Source organism: Corynebacterium vitaeruminis DSM 20294 (assembly GCF_000550805.1).
Lineage (GTDB): Bacteria > Actinomycetota > Actinomycetes > Mycobacteriales > Mycobacteriaceae > Corynebacterium > Corynebacterium vitaeruminis.
The window spans coordinates 127,895-147,934 of the sequence record NZ_CP004353.1; the positions used below are offsets into that span (position 1 = coordinate 127,895).

At 66.7% G+C, this 20,040-nt stretch carries 19 protein-coding genes; 9 read left to right on the forward strand and 10 right to left on the reverse strand.

Annotated elements, in window-relative coordinates:
• The first annotated feature begins 9 nt into the window (after positions 1-9).
• From B843_RS00620 to B843_RS00650, 7 genes are all read left to right on the forward strand, one after another.
• Positions 10-198 carry a hypothetical protein gene (locus B843_RS00620; RefSeq protein ID WP_025251591.1) on the forward strand — a complete coding sequence of 63 codons (189 nt, stop codon included), beginning with the start codon at positions 10-12 and terminating at the stop codon, positions 196-198.
• 12 nt (positions 199-210) lie between these two features.
• On the forward strand, positions 211-1,233 hold the full coding sequence (locus B843_RS00625) for a sensor histidine kinase (protein WP_025251592.1): 1,023 nt from the start codon (positions 211-213) through the stop codon (positions 1,231-1,233).
• Positions 1,230-1,877 (forward strand): response regulator transcription factor, encoded by a 648-nt coding sequence (locus B843_RS00630; protein WP_231493961.1) that lies wholly within the window; start codon positions 1,230-1,232, stop codon positions 1,875-1,877. The genes B843_RS00625 and B843_RS00630 overlap by 4 nt, the downstream gene beginning before the upstream one ends.
• Before the next feature lie 193 nt (positions 1,878-2,070).
• The gene (locus B843_RS00635) at positions 2,071-2,394 is read left to right on the forward strand and encodes a YbjQ family protein (protein ID WP_025251594.1); all 324 of its coding nucleotides are present in this window, start codon (positions 2,071-2,073) and stop codon (positions 2,392-2,394) included.
• A gap of 65 nt (positions 2,395-2,459) precedes the next feature.
• The gene (locus B843_RS00640) at positions 2,460-2,753 is read left to right on the forward strand and encodes an RNA-binding S4 domain-containing protein (RefSeq protein WP_025251595.1); all 294 of its coding nucleotides are present in this window, start codon (positions 2,460-2,462) and stop codon (positions 2,751-2,753) included.
• The gene (locus B843_RS00645; protein ID WP_025251596.1) at positions 2,753-3,571 is read left to right on the forward strand and encodes a VOC family protein; all 819 of its coding nucleotides are present in this window, start codon (positions 2,753-2,755) and stop codon (positions 3,569-3,571) included. Before B843_RS00640 ends, B843_RS00645 begins: the two co-directional genes overlap by 1 nt.
• A gap of 135 nt (positions 3,572-3,706) precedes the next feature.
• Complete coding sequence (locus B843_RS00650; RefSeq protein WP_025251597.1) at positions 3,707-4,006, forward strand: MGMT family protein; 300 nt, start codon at positions 3,707-3,709, stop codon at positions 4,004-4,006.
• Positions 4,007-4,124: 118 nt separating this feature from the next.
• Here the strand turns inward: B843_RS00650 and solA (B843_RS00655) are convergent, their stop codons facing one another.
• Entirely contained in the window at positions 4,125-5,297 is a 1,173-nt protein-coding gene (gene solA / locus B843_RS00655; RefSeq protein WP_081751450.1) for an N-methyl-L-tryptophan oxidase, read from the reverse strand.
• A 60-nt stretch (positions 5,298-5,357) separates the two neighbouring features.
• A complete protein-coding gene (locus tag B843_RS00660) occupies positions 5,358-6,545 on the reverse strand; it encodes a tyramine oxidase subunit B (protein WP_025251599.1) in 1,188 nt (395 codons plus the stop codon).
• Between the two features lie 470 nt (positions 6,546-7,015).
• On the opposite strand from B843_RS00660, the gene B843_RS00665 reads away from it, so the two are divergent.
• The gene (locus B843_RS00665) at positions 7,016-8,476 is read left to right on the forward strand and encodes an APC family permease (RefSeq protein WP_025251600.1); all 1,461 of its coding nucleotides are present in this window, start codon (positions 7,016-7,018) and stop codon (positions 8,474-8,476) included.
• Between the two features lie 120 nt (positions 8,477-8,596).
• Here the strand turns inward: B843_RS00665 and B843_RS00670 are convergent, their stop codons facing one another.
• Positions 8,597-9,457 carry an alpha/beta hydrolase gene (locus B843_RS00670; RefSeq protein ID WP_034648874.1) on the reverse strand — a complete coding sequence of 287 codons (861 nt, stop codon included), beginning with the start codon at positions 9,455-9,457 and terminating at the stop codon, positions 8,597-8,599.
• A 238-nt stretch (positions 9,458-9,695) separates the two neighbouring features.
• Between B843_RS00670 and B843_RS00675 the strand changes: the two genes are divergently transcribed.
• Positions 9,696-10,337, forward strand: a complete 642-nt coding sequence (locus B843_RS00675; RefSeq protein ID WP_025251602.1) for a CG0192 family protein — start codon at positions 9,696-9,698, stop codon at positions 10,335-10,337.
• Between the two features lie 95 nt (positions 10,338-10,432).
• Here the strand turns inward: B843_RS00675 and solA (B843_RS00680) are convergent, their stop codons facing one another.
• From solA (B843_RS00680) to B843_RS00710, 7 genes are all read right to left on the reverse strand, one after another.
• Entirely contained in the window at positions 10,433-11,581 is a 1,149-nt protein-coding gene (gene solA / locus B843_RS00680; RefSeq protein ID WP_025251603.1) for an N-methyl-L-tryptophan oxidase, read from the reverse strand.
• A 208-nt stretch (positions 11,582-11,789) separates the two neighbouring features.
• Positions 11,790-12,932, reverse strand: a complete 1,143-nt coding sequence (locus B843_RS00685; RefSeq protein WP_025251604.1) for a tyramine oxidase subunit B — start codon at positions 12,930-12,932, stop codon at positions 11,790-11,792.
• A 106-nt stretch (positions 12,933-13,038) separates the two neighbouring features.
• Positions 13,039-14,376 carry an ammonium transporter gene (locus B843_RS00690; RefSeq protein ID WP_025251605.1) on the reverse strand — a complete coding sequence of 446 codons (1,338 nt, stop codon included), beginning with the start codon at positions 14,374-14,376 and terminating at the stop codon, positions 13,039-13,041.
• Positions 14,377-14,607: 231 nt separating this feature from the next.
• Entirely contained in the window at positions 14,608-15,828 is a 1,221-nt protein-coding gene (efeB, locus tag B843_RS00695; RefSeq protein ID WP_025251606.1) for an iron uptake transporter deferrochelatase/peroxidase subunit, read from the reverse strand.
• Positions 15,825-16,967, reverse strand: coding sequence for an iron uptake system protein EfeO (gene efeO / locus B843_RS00700; RefSeq protein ID WP_025251607.1), 1,143 nt, complete (start codon positions 16,965-16,967; stop codon positions 15,825-15,827). The genes efeB and efeO overlap by 4 nt, the downstream gene beginning before the upstream one ends.
• A gap of 46 nt (positions 16,968-17,013) precedes the next feature.
• Entirely contained in the window at positions 17,014-17,850 is an 837-nt protein-coding gene (gene efeU, locus B843_RS00705; RefSeq protein ID WP_025251608.1) for an iron uptake transporter permease EfeU, read from the reverse strand.
• 212 nt (positions 17,851-18,062) lie between these two features.
• Complete coding sequence (locus tag B843_RS00710) at positions 18,063-20,000, reverse strand: M13 family metallopeptidase (RefSeq protein WP_025251609.1); 1,938 nt, start codon at positions 19,998-20,000, stop codon at positions 18,063-18,065.
• Positions 20,001-20,040: the final 40 nt, after the last annotated feature.

Below are 20,040 nucleotides of genomic sequence, written 5' to 3' on the forward strand. Positions count from 1 at the left end.
CTGGCGAGCGTGAACGTCGATCGCCTCCTCCACACCCCCTCCCCGCGGCTGCGCAGCCTACGGGGGCAAAGGGGGTTGTTCCTCTACATGCGCTACTCGGCGCACGCGATGACGCTCATCGTCCTTGCCCTGATGGGTGGGTTCGCGCTGCGCCTGTACAGCTACGAGGGGAGCTCCCCGTGGGCCAGCCCCTGGTGATACGCCGCCGCGATGCTCATGGTCGCGCCAGCCGCGACCGCGAGCTGGGTGGTCGAGAACGCCCCCGACCTCAACCTTCAGCCGCGACCCACCTTCTACCGGGCGCTGGTCTGCGCGGTCGCGGTCGGAGCGGTGTGCCTCGGTCTAGCGCTGGGGCTCATGGTGCCAGCCACCGGCCTCGGCGAGCGCTATGGGTTCTTCGCGGCCGCGATGGTTTCGCTGTGGATGCTCGCCTGGGCGGTGGCTCCCTTCCTGCGCCTTCGGTGGCTGCTAGTGGCCGCGATCGTCGCGATGACCTACCTGCTCGCGCGGTGGGCGCGTTTCGACGAGGTCGGCTGGATCACCGTCATGCCGCTTTTGCTCTTCGGCACGATGGTGATGACCATGTGGATGCTCGGGGTGTTCAAGGAGCTCATGCGCGTCAAGGAGACGGAGGCCGCGCTGTCGGCGAGCGAGGAGCGGCTGCGCATCGCCCAGCAGCTGCACGACTCGCTGGGGCAGTCGCTGGCCGCGATGAGCCTCAAGGTGCAGGTCATCGACAAGGTGATGCGCAAGCAGGGGGTCGCCGATGCCAGCCCGATGCTAGTCGGGGAGGTGTCCGAGCTTCGCGCGTTGATTGCCGACACCAGCACACACATGCGCGAGGTCGTCCACGGATACCGGCAGGTCTCCCTCGACGAGGAGCTGCAGCGGGCGCGGTCGCTGCTGAGGGACTCCGGCATTGCAGTTTCGATCCGCGGGGGTGCCTCGGAGCTTTCCTGGCTGTCGGCGGAGCGGCGCCAGGTTGCCTCCTGGTTCGTACGGGAGGCCGCCACCAACGTTTTGCAACACGCGCGCGCCAGCACGGCCACGATCACGGTGTCCCCCTTCGTCGTGAGCGTGGACAATGACGGCGCGTCCGGCGAGCCCGGGAAGCTCAGCGGGCTCGAACATCTCAACCAGCGCGCCCAGCGCGTCGGGGGAAGCATCGCCGCCTCGCAGCACGGCGGCGAGTTTTGCTCGACCCTCACGTTCGACACGGAAGGACCACAGTGACTGACGCGACCGACACACCTGGCACGATCCCCGGCTCGATCACGGTGCACATCACCGACGACGAGTCCCTTATCGCGAGCTCGCTGGCGACGCTTCTCAGGCTCGAAGACGACATCGAGGTCGTGGGCACCTCCGGCACCGGCGAGCAGCTGCTTGAGGCGCTGGCCACGAGGCCCGTCCCGGACGTGGTCGTCCTCGACCTGCACATGCCGGGGATCGACGGGATCACCACCGCGGAACAGGCGCTGGCGGACCACCCCGGGCTGGCGGTGCTCATCGTGACCTCGCACGCGCGCCCGCGCGGGCTCAAGCGGGCGCTCGCGGTGGGCGTGCGCGGCTTTCTGCCCAAGACCGCCGATGCCAACGAGTTCGCCGACGCCATCCGGGCGCTGAAGAAGGGCAGGAAGTACATCGACCAGGAGCTCGCCGCCGCGGCGCTCGACATGGAGGCCTCCCCGCTCACGGAGCGGGAGGTGGAGGTGCTCGAGCAGGCGGGAACCGGTGCCAGCGTCAACGACATCGCCGCAGCGGTGCACCTTGCGCCGGGCACCGCGCGCAACTACCTCAGCTCGGCGATCGCCAAGACCGGCGCGATCAACCGCATCGACGCCTTCCACAAGGCGCGCGAGGCGGGCTGGATCTAGGCCCGCCCCGTCTCCAACGCCACAACCGTCCTCGCCGTGCCCTGGTCCCGCGCCGGGCCTATCCCATCGCACTCATTGCTTCGCGTTCATTTCATCGCGGCGCAGGAGCGGGTACCCTCGGCTGGTAGAGATTCCCATTACCGGGCAACCGGGCAGTGGGCACCCGCACCACCGGAAGAAAGGCACACTGACCATGATCGTCACCACCACCCCCACCGTCGATGGGCGACAGATTTCCGAGTACCTCCGCGTCGTCGCCGGCGAGACCATCGTGGGCATCAACGTGTTCAAGGACATCGCCGCTGGATTCCGTAACTTGGTCGGCGGCCGCAGCCAGTCCTACGAGGACGAGGTCAACCGCGCCCGTGAGACCGCGCTGGCCGAGATGGTCGACCGCGCCATCGCCCTCGGCGCGGACGGCGTCGTCGGTGTGGACCTCGACTACGAGACCTTGGGTACCGACAACGGCATGATGATGGTCTCTGCCACCGGCACAGCCGTGAAGTTCGCGCTCTAAGCGCGGGTAGACAACAGGGGGACGGGGTCCAAAGGCATGCATGTCACCCAGTTAGACTGGTGGGCATGCAACCTCAGGATGTCACGATTCGTGACCAAGAAATCAAGCTGGGCCAGTTCATTAAGCTGGCCAGCCTCGTCGAGACGGGCGGCGCGGCCAAGGAGGTCATTGCCAACGGGGAAGTGACTGTCAACGGTAGCGTCGATACGCGCCGCGGCAAGACGCTGCGCGACGGCGACGTGGTCTGCGTGGGCAACCTCTGTGCGCGCGTTGTCGCAGGTGTTACCGACGATGACGATTACTTTGATGAGGCCACGGCCGACGATGACTTTGACCCCGAAGTGTGGAGGAACATGTAATGCCCGCTTTCCAAGCCGAATCCGGCATGCCCTACTGGATCGACCTGACTACTTCCGACGTGCGCAAGTCGTCGCACTTTTACTCCGAGCTTCTGGGCTGGGAGGTCGCTGAGGTCAGCGACGGTTACCGCATCGCCCGCGTCCAGGGGCTGCCCGTGGCGGGCTTTGTCCAGCGCCCCGAGGAGGACAACCAGCCGGACACGTGGGTGACCTACTTCCTCTCCGGCGACATCGCGGGCGAGTGCGAGCGCGTCGTCGAGCTGGGCGGACGCGTGTTGGTCGCGCCCACCGAGGTGCACCTGGGCCAGATGGCCATCCTCGTGGACACCGCTGGCGCGATGTTCGGTCTCATCCAGCCCGGCGGCGAGGACTCCTTCATCGCGGCCGGTGAGCCGGGCACCCCGGTCTGGCACGAGCTGACCTGCGTCACCGCCTACGACAAGGCCTGCGAGTTTTACCCCGCGCTGTTCGAGTGGATGACCTCCACGCTTGAGGGCGAGGGATTCAACTACACCACCGCGCTCGTCGATGGCGCGGCGTTTGCTGGCATTTTCGACGCCAAGGGCCAGTTCCCGCCCCAGGTCCCGAGCTTCTGGCAGACCTACCTGGGTGTTCTCGACATCGACGCCGCCGTCGCGCGCGTCCCCGAGCTGGGCGGCGAGGTCATCCGCGAGCCGTGGGACTCCGAGTTCGGCCGCATGTCGATCATCGCCGATTCCACCGGCGCGACCGTCACGCTCTGCGAGGTCGACGAGCCCGTCGAAGAGGGCAGCGAGTCCGACCCGCTGGAAGGCATCGATTTGGAGGGGCTGCTCTAACCACTTCGAAAAAGGACACCGTAGGCTTTCGGCATTTGCTTGCCGACGCCTACGGTTGTGTTTCTCAAGCCCCGACCGCATGCCCCGGGCATCGTGTTGCACATAGCGGCTAGGCGTTGGCCTAAGGTAGGCCGCATGGTCGAGTCACTTGAGCTTTCCGACGCCACGGAGCGCGTCCTCCAAGCCTGCGAACGGATACCCAGCGGCTGTGTCGCATCCTACGGCGAGGTCGGCGTGCAAGCAGGTCTCGGTGCCAGGCAGGTCGGGCGGATCATGCGCGAGCACGGCCATCTCGTGTGCTGGTGGCGGGTGGTGCGGGCCGACGGCTCCTCGGCGGTCGCCGATCGCGCCCGTGCGCACTGGGATGAGGAAGGCATCGCTCACGATGGCGAGCGGGTGGACATGCGCGCGCACCGCTTCGAGTGGGACGGATAAGAGGCGTACACCCATCACGTGTGTGGGTGCACGCCTCTTTGCGTCGTCTAACCACGAGGTCGGCCATGCACTAGACGCATAATCCGTGACGTGCATGCGTCAGATGCATGCATTGATCTTAGTGCGGCGCGTGTGCCGCGAGGCTAAAGAACTCAGGCCGGAGGCTTGTGTCCTGAGTCATGGCGAGCCGAGCCGCCAGCTGGCCGAAGTAGGGTGCGAACTTCATGCCCGTGCCGCTCATTCCCACGGCCACCGTGACGCAGGTGTCCGAGTCGGTGTCGATGATGGCGTGGCCGTCGGCGGTGAAGCCGTCGTGGTGGACCGACAGCCTAGCGACGTCTGGGTAGAAGTCCGGTGCGACCTCGGCGACCCGCTGCGAGAACAGCTGAAGGGTCTTCTCGTCGACTGTCGCAGGGACGTCGCTGGGGTGGGGGACCGCGACCTCGTGAAACTGGTCGCTGGAGAACTTCACGGTGTACCCATCGAGGCTGGGTGCTCCGTAGATGTGGAAGCTCGTGCCGTCTGCCTGCGGGCGGTCGTAAAGGAAGATCGGCAGCTTGTCCGGCGCAAAGGCCTCCACCTTGCGCGGCATGAACCACGTCAGCGCGAGCGGGCGCACCTTCACCAGCGGCGCCACCTCGGGAAGGAGGTCGCCTGCCCAGGATCCGGTGGTCACGATTGATTGCTTAGCGACGACCGTACCGCGGCTCGTGCGAATGACCACGCCCGCGCCCTCACCCTTGGGCTCGATCGCGAGGACCTCCGTGTGCGTCCATAGCTTCGCTCCCAGCTTGAGCGCGAGCTCGGTGGCCGAGGCGACCGCGACCTCGGGGCGGATGCCGCCGCCCTGAGGGTCGAGGATGCCGATGTCGTCATCGTCGACCGTGAATTGAGGGAAGCGCTCGCGCAGCTCCTCCGCTGAAAGATACTCGTGCTCGAGCCCGAACTCCTCGATGGTCTTTTGAGTGGCGGTGATCGTCGGAAAGCTCTTCGGGCCGATGCTGAGCGCGCCGACGGGCAAGAAGACGTCGCGCCGTGACTTCTGTGCCAGCTGTAGCCACAGCTCGCGCGCCTTCTTGGCGAAGGGGATGAACTCTCCGCCTTCCTTCAGTGCCACGCGGAACAGCCGTGACTCGCCCGCATAGCTGCCGCGGGTGTGCACGCGCCCGAACTGCTCGATGCCGAGGATCTTTGCACCCGGTGCCGCTTCGGCGAGCTGCCACAGCGCCATCGATCCCATCGTGCCCACGCCGATGACCGCGTAGTCCACCTCGGTGATGTCCATATTCATTGCGTTCGTGCCTTCAATCCATGCGTCGTGTGAATAGAAACGGAGTTGTATGCGTTCGTTCTATGCAAGCTCCGGGGTGTCCCAGACGTTCAGCGTGGTGCCGATGCCCTGGGCCACGGCGTTGTCGTAGACGTGGGAGGCCCACGCGACGTCCTCGACGGGCATGCCGCCGACGGAGAAGATCACCACGTCGTCCTTCGTGGTGCGGCCGACGGCCTCCTCGTTGATGATGTCGGCGATGTCGACGACCGTGCCCTTGGCGACCTCGCCAGCCTTCTCCATCTCGAGGAACTTGTTGCCGATGATGCCCACCATCTCGAAGGTGTTCGGCGTGAACTCTTCCATCCACGCCTCGTAGAGTCCGCGGTTGTCCACGACGAGCTTGACGTCGTCGCGCTGCAGGAACTCGGAGGGGACGTCGGCGCAGCCGGGGACGGTGATGAGCGTGCCGGGGGAGATCCAGTCGGCCTCGATGAGCGGGTAGCTGGCCGAGCCGGCCGAGGTGGTCGCGCACACGGAGACAACATCGCTGCCGCGGACGGCCTCCTCGGCGGTGTCGACCTGGATGATGGTGGTGAACTGCGGCAGCGTGGCCTTGACCCAATCGACGAACTCGTCGATGCCCTTCTGGCTGCGGCCCTTGATCTTCACGGTGTCAAGACCCGGGCGGGCGGCGGCGAAGGCCTCCAGCGCGGTGCGCCCCATGACGCCGGGGCCGATGATTCCGGCCACGCGGGCGTCGTAGTTGGCAAGGTAACGCGCGCCCACGCCGCTGATCGCGCCGGTGCGGTAGGCGGAGATCAGGTTGCCGCTCATGATGGACAGCGGTGCGCCGGTGACGGAGTCGCTGAGGATGAACATGTGGATGGAGCGCGGCAGGCCGACCTCGCGGTTGGCCACGTTCGAGCCGTACCACTTCACTCCCGAGCGGTTGATGGATCCGCCGAGGTAGGCGGGCATCGCCATGAAGCGGCGGTCGGGGCCGTTGAGCGGCATGTTCGGGTGCGGGGAGGAATCCGGGAAGGAAACCATCGCTCCGTGGGAGTTGTTGTTCTGCCCGGCCATGCGGTAGTCGCCCTTGCCGAGGCAGCTAAACACCTCCTCCATGACGTCGACGCAGGCGGCCATGTCCTTCACGCCAGCGGCGACCATCTCCGGCTCGCTGAGGAACAGCGTGTCGATGCGGGTGGGGTTCTCCTCGGCAGGGGAGTCGGTGATGGTGGTGGTCTCGAGTAGTGAAGTGGTCATCGGTGACTCCAATCCAAAGTCAGTGTCCTGGGATGCGCCGGGAAAGCGCAGCGTCGGAAAGCGCAGCGTCGGAAAGCGAAAGCGCAGCGCGAAGGCTGCAAGTAAAGCCGGGTCATCGAGCGGCCCGATGCATTGGATTAAACACCTTTCTGTCGGTTGATAGAAAACGGGGGTAGGCCATAACCTGTCGCGTGATAGGTAAATAAAAACCCCGTCACCTGCGCACTTAAATCTATCTTGCTATAGAAAACCGGGGGTAAGCATTGCCTTAACTATTGCTTGATAGAAACCAGACGGTCTACGGTGACCTCATTCGGCAACGAGCTCGGCGGCGCACGCCCCGCAGGAGCAAAACCGCCGAAAACGACGAATCCGCCACGGCGCCTCCACACCACGGCGGAACCAATTCCCGCCTCGCCCGTCCAATTAGGGGGAAGGGGCACAGCCAAAAAGGAAGAAAGGGGAGCAAGATGGCCATTCTTACCCCAGACAAGTCATCCCGGGCAGGGGTCGGCGCGAGCGTCGGCATGCCCACTCGCCCCAACACCACCCTCAACGCCGGCACTCTGGGTGTCGGCTCCATCGTGTTCATGGTCATCGCGGCCGCGGCGCCGCTCACGGTGATCGGTGGCGGGCTGCCGATCGGCATGGTCAGCGGCAACGGCGCCGGATACCCCGCCATGTACGCGGTCTGCGCGGCCATCCTGTTGGTCTTCTCCGTGGGCCTTACCACCATGTCCCGCCGCATCCGCGAGCCCGGCGCCTTCTTCTCTTATGTGGAGGCCGCCACCGACCGCCGCCTGGGCATGGGCACCGCCTACCTCGCGCTTTTGACCTACACCGCCATCCAGTTCTCCGTCTACGCCTTCCTCGGCGTGCAGCTGGCCAACGTCGTGGCGCTGACCGGCCTCGAGCTGCCGTGGTGGGTGTTTACCCTCGCGATGGTCGCAGTCGTGGGCCTTTTGGGCTACCGGGACATCGAGCTAAGTTCCAAGGCGCTCGGCGTCGCGCTCGTCGGCGAGATAGCCATCACGCTGGCCATCGTCGTTGGCGTGGTCATCAAGGGCGGCGCCCACGGACTCGACATGGCCTCCTTTGAGCCGAGCACCATCGCCTCGGGCACCCCCGGCGTGGGGCTGATGCTCGCCATGGCTGGCTTCATCGGGTTCGAGTCCACCACCGTCTTCCGCAGCGAGGCCAAGGACCCCGAGCGCACCATCCCGCGCGCCACCTACGCAGCCATCCTCATCATCGGCGTCTTCTACACGCTGGCCGGTTGGGCCATCGTCGAGGCCTGGGGCGCGGACAACGTGCTCGCCGCCGCCGAGGCCGACCCGGAGGGCATGGTCATCGCCACCGCCGTCAACTACGTCGGCCCCTGGGCGGGAGTCGTGGTTCAGGTCCTGCTTCTGACCAGCCTGTTCGCCTGCGTGCTCTCCTTCCACAACGTCATCACCCGCTACCAGCACGCCGTGGCCATCAGGGGCTGCCTGCCCGCAGCGGTCGCGAGCATCCACGAGCGCCACCAGTCGCCGCACATCTCCTCCATCGTGCAGACGGCCACCGTCGCGATCCTCACCCTCGCCTCCGTGGCGATCGGCCTCGACCCGGTCATGCAGCTGTTCACCTGGTTCAGCGGCCTAGCGACGTTCACCATCGTCGTGCTCATGCTCATCGTCGACGTGGCGATCCTCGTCTACTTCCGCACCCACCCGGCTGGCAAGGACAACGCCTTCAAGCGCATCTACGCCCCGATTCTCTCGCTCGTGGGCCTGGGTATTGCCTGCTTCTTCATCGTGACTAACCTGGTCAGCCTCGTCGGCGGCAACGTCTCCGTCGCTTGGGCGCTCGGCCTGTCCGCACCGGTCTCCTTCCTCGTCGGCTGGGCCTTCGCCCACGCCACCACCGAGAAAGAACCGGTCCTGGTCTAACCCCTACACACCAAACAAACCCGGCAGTACGCTCCCTTCAAGGAGGCCTGCCGGGTTTGTGCTTTTGCTTGTCGACGCCTTCGGCCCGCGCCCAAAATGCCCCAGCGAAGCGTCGGAAAGCTACTTGCTCAGAAACTCCGCGACGTCGCGCACGCGCTGGCGCGCGACCTCCGGGGTGGACAGGCGGTGCTCGGCGACATACTCGCGCACCTCGACCTGCTCAGGCGCCTCGGCCCACGGGTAGTGGCCTGCCACCTTGTCGTGGGTTGCGACCTGCATGAGCGTGCGCGGCCAGGTCGCGGGGTCGGTGAACTCGCGCCCGCCGCGTAGACCCTCGGGAAGCACGTCGAGGGTGAGGTGCGGGAAGGTGAGCGCCTGCGCGTCGAAGACGTCCGAGCACAGGGTCGCCAGCGCGCCGCCGGAGGAGTAGCCCCACGAGTACAAAGCCGTGGGGGAGTGGGTCTCGCGCACCCACGCGGCGGCCTTCCTCACGAAGTCAATGACCTCGTCCAAGTTGTGCGCCGGCAGGAGCGGGTAGTCGAGGTCGAGGATCGTCGTCCCCGACAGCTCCGCGGCGCCGGCGACCTCGGGGCGCCAAGCATTCTCCAGCGCCACGCCAGCCCCGCGCCACCAGCCGCCGAAGTGCAAGGAGATCGCCCACTTGCCGTTGGGCTTCGACGGGGTAAACAGCTGCGCGTTAAGCTCCGGGACCTCGCTCACGGTGACGTCCCCGGGGAAGGCCACGCCCGGCATTGCGTGATCGACCGCCGAGCCGAGCATGAGCATCGCGGCGTGGGTGGTGCGGTCGGCAAGGCGCGCGTCGTAGGTGTCGGCGACCTCGGCGTCCGAGGGATCGTCCGACCACGGCGGGTTCTTGGCGGGCACCTCGTAGTGGGCGTAGATGTAGGAGGCCAGCTGCTCGAGCTGCTCCTCCTGGCTGAGCACTCGGTCGACGCCGCCGACCTGGAACTCCTCGCGCATGCGCGCCTCGTCGTGGCTGGTGGTGCCGGTAGCACCGGTGTTGTCTGCAGAAGCATCGTTGGTCATGCCCACCATGCTACGCGGTCGAGGTCGAGGCATCCGGCGCCGAAGGCGTCGACAAGCAAAAGCAACGGGAGCACACTCCGTTGGGGTTAGCCGCGCGGTGCCTAGACGGAAACAGGAGTAGAAAGAAGGTTACCTATACAAAAAGACCCCTAACCGAAGGCAGGGATGCGGCATGGCACGCAAGGAAGCAAAGATCGAGCAGGCGACGCTGACCCCGACCAAGCAGGAGGTCGCCAACAAGTGGCTGGGCGGCTTCCGCCACATCGGCTCGTATCGGCTGGTCGATCCGGAGGGCGAGGTCGGCATCGAGGCGCTCATCGGCTTCGACGCGGACGATCGCCTCATCCAGATCCCGTTCAGCTACCGCAGTAAGGAGCTCGACCCGCACCACACGCTGGGCACCATCGAGCACAGCGTGCTAGGTACCCGGTATGTTTCCAACGCGCTGGGCGACCCGGTCGCGGTCGCGGAGTTCATTCGCACCATCGTCGACGGCGGGCAGGGGGCGACGTTCTCCAACGGCACGCAGCCGGCGCTCGAGATCCAGGGCTCCGGCCAGCGCGAGGGGGACCCGGCACTCGAGATCGGCGAGGTCACCCTCCGCGAGGTCACCCGCCAGCGCGCCGTGGGCTGGGCGAAGGTCAACGGCAAGAACCGCGGGTTCATCCTGCGCATGCCGCAGATCCTCGTGCCGGAGTGGCACTTAAGCCGCGGGCACTCGGTCTCCCCGCTGCGCATCACCGGCCACACTCCCGACGACCCCGCGCACCCGCTCGTCGTGGCGGAGCTGGGGTGGACGGATCTGCCTCGTTAGCATTTCGCTTGCCGACGGCCACAGGCTGGTTGCCGTAGGCGTCGAAACGCGAAAAAGCCCCTCTGGCGAGGGGCTTTCTTGCTGTCCGCGGCGACCTAGACGAGCGCGTGGACCGGCTCGTGGCGGGCGATGGTGTACGTGTCGTGCATGAGCTTCGACTCGCCGGTGGTGGCCAGCTGCGCGCACAGCTTGCCCACCGCGGGCGCCATCTTGAAGCCGTGGGCGGAGAAGCCGGTGGCCACGACGATGTCGCCGACGCGATCCATGATCGGCGTCTTGTCGAAGGTATAGGTGTCGAAGTGCACCGAGTAGCGGTTCGGCTCCGGGTGCACGCCGGGGAACAGCTCCGCCACCTGAGCGCCGAAGGCGGTGAGCGCCTCGCGGTTAAGGCGCAGGTCGCAGTCCTCGATGTGGTCGGTCTCGGGGCCGCCCCACAGGTCCAGGCCCGCGATCTTGACGGAGTAGCCGTCGACGCAGGGTGCGCCGAAGATGTGGAAGTCGCCGCGGTCACGGATGAACACCGGCAGGTTGGCGGGGTCGAACTCGGAGGCGACCTTCGGCAGGAACCACGTGAGCACCAGCTTGCGCACCTCGATGAGGTCCTCGATCTCGGGGAAGACGAGCTTGCTCCACGCGCCCGCGGTGATGATGGCCGCGTCGGCGGTGATGGTCTTCTCGCCCGCGACGAGCTCCACGCCGCCAGACTCGAGCTGGGTAATCGAGGTGATCTCGGTGTGGTCGTAGACGGTGGCGCCATGGAGCTTCGCCTGCTCCACCGCGGAGAAGACCGCCAGCTCAGGGCGCATGGCGCCGCCCAGCTTGTCCACGATGCCCGCCTCGTCGTCTTGGAAGTCGAGGCCCGGGTAGCGCACGCGCATCTCCTGGGCGGTGAGCTCCTCGAAGGGTAGGCCGTGCTTCTCGATGGACTCGCGCAGGCGGATGAACGGCGCGTCGTCCTCGCGGCCGACGTTGAGGCAGCCGAAGTCGAGCAGCAGCTCGCGGCCAGCCTCCCGGCCCAGCTGCTTCCACAGGGTGCGCGCCTCCTTGAGCAACGGAACGTACTTCTCGCCCTCGTGGTAGGCGGCGCGGAAGAGGCGGGACTCGCCGGTGAACGCGCCGTAGCTGTGTGAGAGCCCGAACTGTTCGATGCCGATGACCTCGACATCGTCGAGCTTGGACAGCTGCCACAGGCTCATCGATCCCATCGTTCCGAGTCCGACGACGACGATCTTCTTCTTAGACATTTCCTGGTCCTTAGGTCCTTGGGTCTTGGAAGCTAGAAAAGGGGGGTGGTGGCCAGGCGGCCGGGCGAGCGTTAGACCCGGCCGCCTGGCACGTGTGGTGCTGGCCGCTTAGCGAGGCACTATCATTGCGCGCAATGCGACCAGTTCCGGGCGCGGCGGGTCGACCTGCTCCGTTGGCGGCCCGCCGCGAGCTTGTGGGGCGAAAGCGCTAGGCCATCGCCGGGGTCTCCCACAGCGGGAGGGTAACGCCGATGCCCTTCTCGCGGGCGCTGTCGTAGACCTCGGTGGCCCAGGCGACGTCCTCGACCGGCATGCCGCCGACGGAGTAGAGGACGATCTCGTCCTCGCTCGTGCGGCCCGGGATGCGGCCAGCCGAGATGTCGCCGATCTGCTCCAGCTTCGACGGGTCGAGCTTGCCCTCGCGCATGAGGTCGTGGAAGTGCGTGCCCGGGATGCCGAGCAGCTGGTAGGCCTCCGTGCCGTACTCCTCGGCCCAGGCGTCGTAGAGGCCCTGGTAGTCGAGGACGAGGCGAGCGTCGCCGGAGAGGATGAAGTCATCGTCGAAGCGAGCCGCGGCGGGAAGCAGCAGCAGCGCGCCGGGCTTCAAGAACTCCTTCTTGAAGTAGGGGAAGGCCTCGGAGCCCGCGGCGTCGGTGGTGGTCGCTGCGATGATGATGTCCGCGTCCGTGGAGGCCTCCTCGACGGAGTCGACCTTGTAGACCTCCTTCACGCTCGGGAACTTCTCCTTGACGTAGTCGACGAACGCCTGAGTGGAGCCCTCCGAGCGGCCCTTGACCTTGATCGTCTCGATGCCCGGGCGCAGCGCGAGGGTCGCCTCGAGCAGGGTGCGCGCCATGACGCCGGGGCCGACCACGCCCACGACCTTGGCGTCCTCCTTGGCAAAGAGCTTCACTCCCACGCCGGGCACCGCGCCGGTGCGGTAGGCCGAGAGCAGGTTGGCGGACATAATCGCCTTCGGGGCGCCGGTGTCGGTGTCATTGAGCACGAAGGTGTGGATGGAGCGCGGCAGGCCTTCCTTGCGGTTCTCCGCGTTGGAGCCGTACCACTTCACGCCAGCGCCGCGGAAGCGTCCGCCGAGGTAGGCGGGCATCGCCATGAATCGGCGGTCGGGGCCGTCCTTCGGCATCGACTCGAACTTCGGCTCGGCGGGGAAGCCGATCATGGCGCCGTGCGAGTTTCCGTTCTGCCCGGCCATGCGGTAGTCGCCGTCGGCGAGGAGAACCAGGGTCTCCTCCATGACGTCGATGCATCGTGCGATGTCGGTAACGCCGGCGGCGATCATGTCCGGCTCAGACAGGTACAGGAAGTCGATGGCGGTGCTGGTGGTCATGGTAATTCTCCTTTTGTTTTTGCTTTACGACGCCAAGGTTGCCCCGCCCCGGCCCCGGTGCGACGCGAGGCCGGGGACGAGCAACTCCTGGCGTAGAGGTGGGTTTCTAAGAGCGGACGGTGGCTTCGCTCGGGGCGAGCGGCGCCTTGGGACCCGGCCCCGAGGGGGAGGCCGGCTGTTCGGGGGCGAAACTGAGCTGCTTCGGACCGAAGCCGCGCATGTCGTAGGCGGTCTCCGCGTGGATGGAAAGGTCGATGGTGTTCGCCTCGTCCTCCTCGGTGATCCGGATCTTCATCACCTTGCTCATGCAGGTGGCGATGAGCCAGCTCATGCCGAAGCAGTACCCGAGGGTGACGATGATCGCCAGCGGCTCGTGCCACAGCAGGTTGATGTCTCCGCCGCGGAGCACGCCCGCGACTCCCGCGGGTGCCTGCTCGTTGCCGAAGAGCATCACGAACAGCGCGCCTGCCACACCCGCCATGCCGTGCACCGCGAAGACGTCGAGGGAATCGTCGATGCGGTGGCGCTTCTTCCATGAGATCGCCCAGGCGGCGACGGCGGCTGCGAGGAAGCCCACGATGACCGCCTGGATCGGGCTCACCGCGTCGGCGGCGGGCGTGATGCCGACCAGGCCTGCGATGATGCCGGTGCCGAAGCCCAGCATCGTCGGCTTCTTGGTGAGCAGGTGCTCGATGACGACGAAGCCGAGCGCGCCGCCGGACAGCGCCAGCAGGCTGGTGAGCACCACGTAGGAGGCCAGGAAGCTTGCCCCGCCGGCGGTGCCGCCGTTGAAGCCGAGCCAGCCTGCCATGAGCATGCCGATGCCGACCATCATGAGCGGGAGGTTGTGCGGGCGCCCCAGCCCCGACTTGCGGGGCCCGAGCACGAGGGCGAGCGCCAGCCCGGAGGCTCCGGCGTTCATGTGCACGGCGGTGCCGCCAGCGAAGTCGTGGAGGTGGATGACGTTGCGCATCCAGCCGCCGACCAGCCCGGTCTCCTCGTCCGAGACCGCGAACACCCAGTGGGCCATCGGCGCATACACCAGGATGAGCCAGATGGCGCCGAAGATGAGCCACGCGCCGTAGCGCATGCGGCCGGCGGCGCCGGAGGCCACGAGCCCCAGCGAGATGGCCGCGAACAGGAAGTAGAACGCGCCCCACAGGGCCCCGCCCGAGCCGTCGTCCTGCATGAACGAGCTGAACCCGATGTAGCCGCTCGGGTTACCGATGATGCCGAGGCCGCCGACGGAATTGCCGAGTACCAGGCCGTGCCCGATGGCGACGTAGGCGATGGCCGTGACCGAGAGCGATCCCATCACCATCATGGTCATGTTGAGCACCTGGCCCTGCCCCAGCATGCCCCCGTACAGGAAGGACAGCCCGGGGAACATGAGGGTAACGAGGGCTATGGCAGTCAGGATCCATGCAATATCTGCTGCTTCCAAGGTCATACACCCCTTCGTTGTCGTTGGATCAACTGTTTATCTGTTGACCTATAGAAACCCTAGAGTGCAAAAACCTATCGGGCAATAGAAAAGGGGGGCCGGGGGCAGTGAATAGCGAATGACCTGCCGCGATAGGTTTGTTTTCCTTCACTAATTACCCCTGATAGGCGCGGAAGGTTACCCCCTTTAAACGCGTATCGACGCCTACGGTGCCGTAGGCGTCGGAAAGCGCTATGCGAAAAGGCTGCTGCCGAAGAAGTCGTTCTCGTCCGCGACCCCTGGCGGGATAGCGAAGATGGAGGAGGACTCGTAGCGCACGTACTCGTTGAGCTTGTCGGACTTGGCCAGCTTCGACTGGATGGGGATGAAGTCCTTTTGCGGCGAGGCGACCATCGCGATGAAGAACAGGCCCGCGTTGAGGTGCCCGTAGCCGTCGGTGCCGTCGGTGAAGTTGTACGCGCGACGCAGCATGCGCGCCCCGCTGTTTTCCTGGTGGCTGGCGAGCCGGGCGTGGGCGGTGAGCGGGACGACGGGGCCGGTGGTGCCCGAGTACTCGTCCAGCGGGAGGTCGTCGAACTCGTCGTCGCGGCCGAGCGGCGCGCCGGAGACCTTCTTTCGGCCGAAGGTGGCCTCCTGGTCGCTTAATACCTGGCGGTCCCAGTTCTCGATGAGCATGCGGATGCGGCGGGCGATGAGGAAGGTGCCGCCGTCGTGCCAGGAATCGGTGCCGGAGACCCAGATGTGCTCGTCGACCAGGTCTTGGTCCTCGGCCTTGATGTTGTTCGTGCCGTCCTTGAACCCGAAGAGGTTGCGCGGGGTCTGCTGGTCGCGGGTGGTGGCGGAGGCGTGGCCGAAGCCCAGCTGCGACCAGCGGATCTTCACTAGCCCCACGCCCGCGCGGGCCATGTTGCGCACCGCGTGGACCGCCACCTGCGGGTCGTCGGCGCAGGCCTGGATGCACAGGTCGCCGCCGGAGATCGCGGCGTCGGTGACGTCGCCCGAGAAGTGCGGCAGGTCGTTGAGCTCCGCCGGCTTCTTGTCCTTGAGCCCGAAGCGGTCGTCGAAGAGCGAGGGGCCGAACCCGACGGTGACGGTGAGGTTCTTGGCCGAGAGGTCGAAGGCCTCGCCGGTATCCCCCGGGACCTGGGCCTGGTCGACGTCCTCCATGCCGCCGTCGACCGAGGTCTCGCCGCGGGTCATGCGGCGGGCCATGTCGGTCCAGGTCTGTAGCAGCTTCTTGAGCTCCTCGCGGTCGGTGGTGGTGACGTCGAAGGAGGCGAAGTGGAGGCGGTCCTGCTGGGCGGTGGTGATGCCGGCCTGGTGCTCGCCGTGGAACTCCACGATGTCGGAGGCCGCGGCCTTGTCGGTGCCACAGGCGGACAACGCCGAACCGGCCGCGAGCGAGCCAACGCCCGCGCCGAGGCCGGTGAGAAACGTGCGGCGAGAAATCACTTCGCCACGACCTCCTGCACCTGGGAGACCTTCGTGGTGAGCACGTCGAGGGCGTCGGAAAGCTCCTTGCGCTGCGCCTCGGTGACCGTGTCGTAGGAGACGAAGCCGTCGCCCTCGCGGTAGCCGTCCAGCAGGTCCTGGACCTTCTGGAAGTCGGCGTTGATGTCGCTGAGCAGGGACTCGTCGCGCTCGGTGAGCGCCTTCTCCAGCGAGGCGATGGCGGCCTTCGAGCCGTCCAGGTTGGCCTGGAAGTCGTAGAGGTCGGTGTGGGAGAAGATGTCCTCCTCGCCGGTGATCTTGCCGGTGGCGATCTCGTCGAGCAGGCCCTGGGAGCCGGAGGCGATCTGGACGGCGGTGAGCGTGTAGTCGCTGGCGTTGACGCCGTCGACCAGCTCCGCGATGTCGGTGACCAGCTGGGTGGAGTCTGCCTTGGTGGTGTCGGTGATGGCGCCGTCGGCCCACAGCTGCTTCTCGATCTTGTGGAAGCCGGTCCAGGTGTCGCCCTCCTCCAGGTCGGCTTCGCGCAGGTCGATGCGCGGGTCGAGGTCGTTGGGGAAGGACTCGGCGACCGGCTCGATGCGCTCGTAGGGGGTGCGCGCGAGCGGGTAGAGGCGCTTGGCCTCCTCGAGGTTGCCGGACTGGATCGCGGCGTCGAACTCGCCGACCAGCTGGGACAGGGTGGTCGCCTGGGAGCGGACGTAGGCGGTGTAGCCGCTCACGGCCTCGGCGAGCACTTGGTCCTCGTCGGCCTGGATGGCCTCGCCGGTGACGGTGAGCTTCTGGGAGTAGCCCTCGCCGACCATGCCCGGCTTGCAGGTCAGCGTGTAGTCGCCCGGGTCGGTGATCTGCACGACCAGCTTGCGGGTGGCACCAGGCCCGATGTTCTCGACCTCGCCGATGACGCGGCCGCCGGAGGTGTAGACGTAGAACTCCGTGGTCTTCGCGCCGGAGTTGGTCACCTCGAAGGTGGAGGAGCCGGTGGTGGCGGTGTCCCCGGAGACCTCGCAGGCGTCGTCCTTCGCGGCGACGGTGAAGCTGGTGGCCTGGGCCTCGTCGACCTTGTCGGCGCACGCGGCGAGCGAGATGGTGCCGGTGGTCAGGACGGTGAGGGTGGCCAGGCGGCGAAGGGAACGGTTCATGAAGTAATTCCTTGAGGTCGAGGTTGATTCGGGTTCTTGCGAGGGATTAGGCGCCGACGGGCGCCGGCTTCTTCTCCGGCTCCGTGGCCGGGGCGGGCTTGAAGAACAGCCACAGCGTGACCACCAGGTAGATGGCCCAGCCGATCATGGACAGCAGCGACGGGGCCGGGACCAGGTTGAACACGCCCTCGATGACGGTGGCCAGAGTGGAGCCGGGAGCGAGCACGCCGGAGATGTCGAAGGCGAGGGTGTTGAGCCCCGGAAGCACGTTGGCCTCCTGCAGGTCGGTGATGCCGTAGCGGAGGATGCCCGCGGCGACGACGATGAGCAGCGCGCCGGTGACCTGGAAGAACTTGCCCAGGTTCACCTTGAGCGCGCCCTTGTACATGAGCCAGGCGACCACGACGGAGACGGCGATGCCCAGCGACAAGGCGGCGGCCGGGACGGCGGTGCTGCCGCCGGTGAAGGAGTCGAAGACGAGCAGGGCGGTCTCGATGCCCTCGCGGATGACCGCGATGAAGGCCACCGAGATGACCGCGCCCGCGCCGAGCTTGACGGCCTCGCCCATCTTGGAGTTGAGGTCGGCGACCATCTTCTTCGACGCCTCGCGCATCCACAGCAGCATGAAGCTGATGAGCGCCACCGTGACCAGCGAGAAGATGCCGCCCACGAGCTCCTGCCCCTGGCTGGTCAGCGTCTTCGTGCCAAACTGGATGACGAGGAAGGCGGCGATCGTGGAGGCGAGCGCCGCGCCCACGCCGATCCATACCTGGGGCAGGAAAGCGCGGCGGTCCGACTTTACGAGGAAGGCGACGAGGATCATCACGACCATCGAGGCCTCGAGGCCCTCGCGCAGGCCGATGAGGAAGTTGGCGAGAAACATGGTTCCTTCCGTAGCGTAACTTAGTGCAACCTAATAAAGGTTAGGCAACGGTTAGTTAGCTTAGGGTACGGTAAAATGTTCGCGCAACGGGATAGGGGACTCGCGGGGGTGGGTTTTGCTTGTCGACGGCCACAAGCCGGTGACCGTAGGCGTCGGAAAGCACGAAAAAACCCGCCGCAGGAGAACCTGCAGGCGGGCTGGGGGAAAACGGGCTACCAGATGGTCACGCGCTCGCTCGGCTCGATCCACATCGCGGCGTTCGCGTCGACCTCGAAGGCCTCGTAGAACTCCGCGACGTTGCCGGCGATGACGTTGCAGCGGAACTCCGCCGGCGAGTGCGGGTCGATGACCAGGTACTGGCTGGCCATCTCCGGGCGGATCTTCGTTCGCCACACGCGCGCCCACGCGAGGAAGAGCCGCTGCAGGCCGGTGTACTCGTGGCGCGCCAGCTCCGGGTCGGCCTCCTCGGCGGCAAACGGCAGGACGGGCGCGGAGTCGAAGTCCAGCCCGCGGTCGGCCAGGTAGTTGCGGTAGGCGACCACCGCGATGCCGAGCCCGCCCAGGTCGCCGATGTTCTCGCCCAGGGTGAACTCGCCGTTGACGCCGGTGGTCTCCGCGCCGGACTCCTTGAGCACCTGCGGCACCAGCCCGCTGAACTGGCCCACGAGCTTCGAGGTCAGCGCGGTGAACGCCTCGCGGTCGGCGTCGGTCCACCAGGAGTTGAGGTTGCCGTCGCCGTCGTACTGCGAGCCCTGGTCGTCGAAGCCGTGGCCGATCTCGTGGCCGATGACCGCGCCGATGGCGCCGAAGTTCTCCGCGGCGTCGGCCTGCGGGTCGTAGAACGGCGGGCGCAGGATGGCGGCGGGGAAGGTGATGTCGTTGACCACCGGGTTGTAGAAGGCGTTGACGGTCTGCGGGGTGGTCACCCACTCGGCGCGGTCCGCGGGCTTGCCGATCTTGCCCAGCTCGTAGCCGTGCACGTAGGCCGCGCCCTTGCGGGCGTTGTCCGCGAGGTCCGCGCCCTTCGGGCTAAACGCGAGGTCGTCGTAGTCGCGCCAGGCGTCGGGGTAGCCGATCTTGGCCTGGAACTTCGCCAGCTTGGCCAGGGCCTTCTCGCGGGTCTCCGGGCTCATCCACGCGAGCGCGGAGATGCGCTGGTGGTACGCCTTGAGCAGGTAGTCGACTAACTCGACCATGTCCGACTTGGACGACGGCGGGAAGTGCTTGGCGACGAAGCTACGCCCGATGTCCTCCCCGACGTAGCTCTCCGCCAGCCCCACCGCGCGCTTCCACCGGTCGCGCTGCTCGGTGGCGCCGGACAGGGTGGTGCCGTAGAAGTCGAAGTTCGCCTTGGACACCTCCGGCGGTAGCACGCCCGCGCGCTCGTTGAGCACGTGCCAGTAGGCCCACAGGCGGAAATCGTCGAGCGACTCCGAACCCAGCAGTGAGACGAGGTGGGTGACGAAGTCGGGCATCATGACCACGAGCCGCTGCTTCGGCAGGCCGCAGGCGGCGAGGTAGGCCTGGATGATCGCGGGCAGGTCCTCGAACTCGGTGGGGTTGAAGGTCTTCACCGCATCGCGGCTGCGCACGACGTCCCAGTGGCCGGCTGCGAGCTTCGTCTCCAGCGCGACGATGCGACCGGCGGCCTCGGCGGGGTCCACGCCCAAGCGCTCCTCGCCAAGGAAGGCGAGCATCCGGGCCACGTGCTTCTCGTAGGCGGCGAGCGTGGCGGCCTGCGCGGCCTCGCGGTAGTAGGACTCGTCGGGAAGCCCCAGGCCCGCCTGGTAGACGTAGGCGATAGCGTCGTCGCTGGCGGAGTCCTTCTCCACCCAAAAGTTGAGCAGCCCCGAGACGCCGACCTCGTCGAGGCTTCCCAGGGACTCGACGAAGGCCTCGGGGCTGTCGAAGCGCAGCGCGTCGAGGTCCGGGTCGAGCGCGGACATGCCCGCGGCCTCCACGCCGTCGGTGTCCATGAAGGAGGCATACAGCGCGCCCGCGCGGGAGCCGGGCTCGCCCTTGACGATCTCGTGCACGAGCTCCTCGGCGGAGTCGCGCAGCCCGTGGAAGGTGCCGTCGACGCCGCGGTCGTCGGGGATGACGTGGTGCTCCAGCCAGAGGCCGTTGACAAAGCGGTAAAGATCACTAATTTTCACAAGGCCCACTCTAACCAATATCCCACCTGCCGGT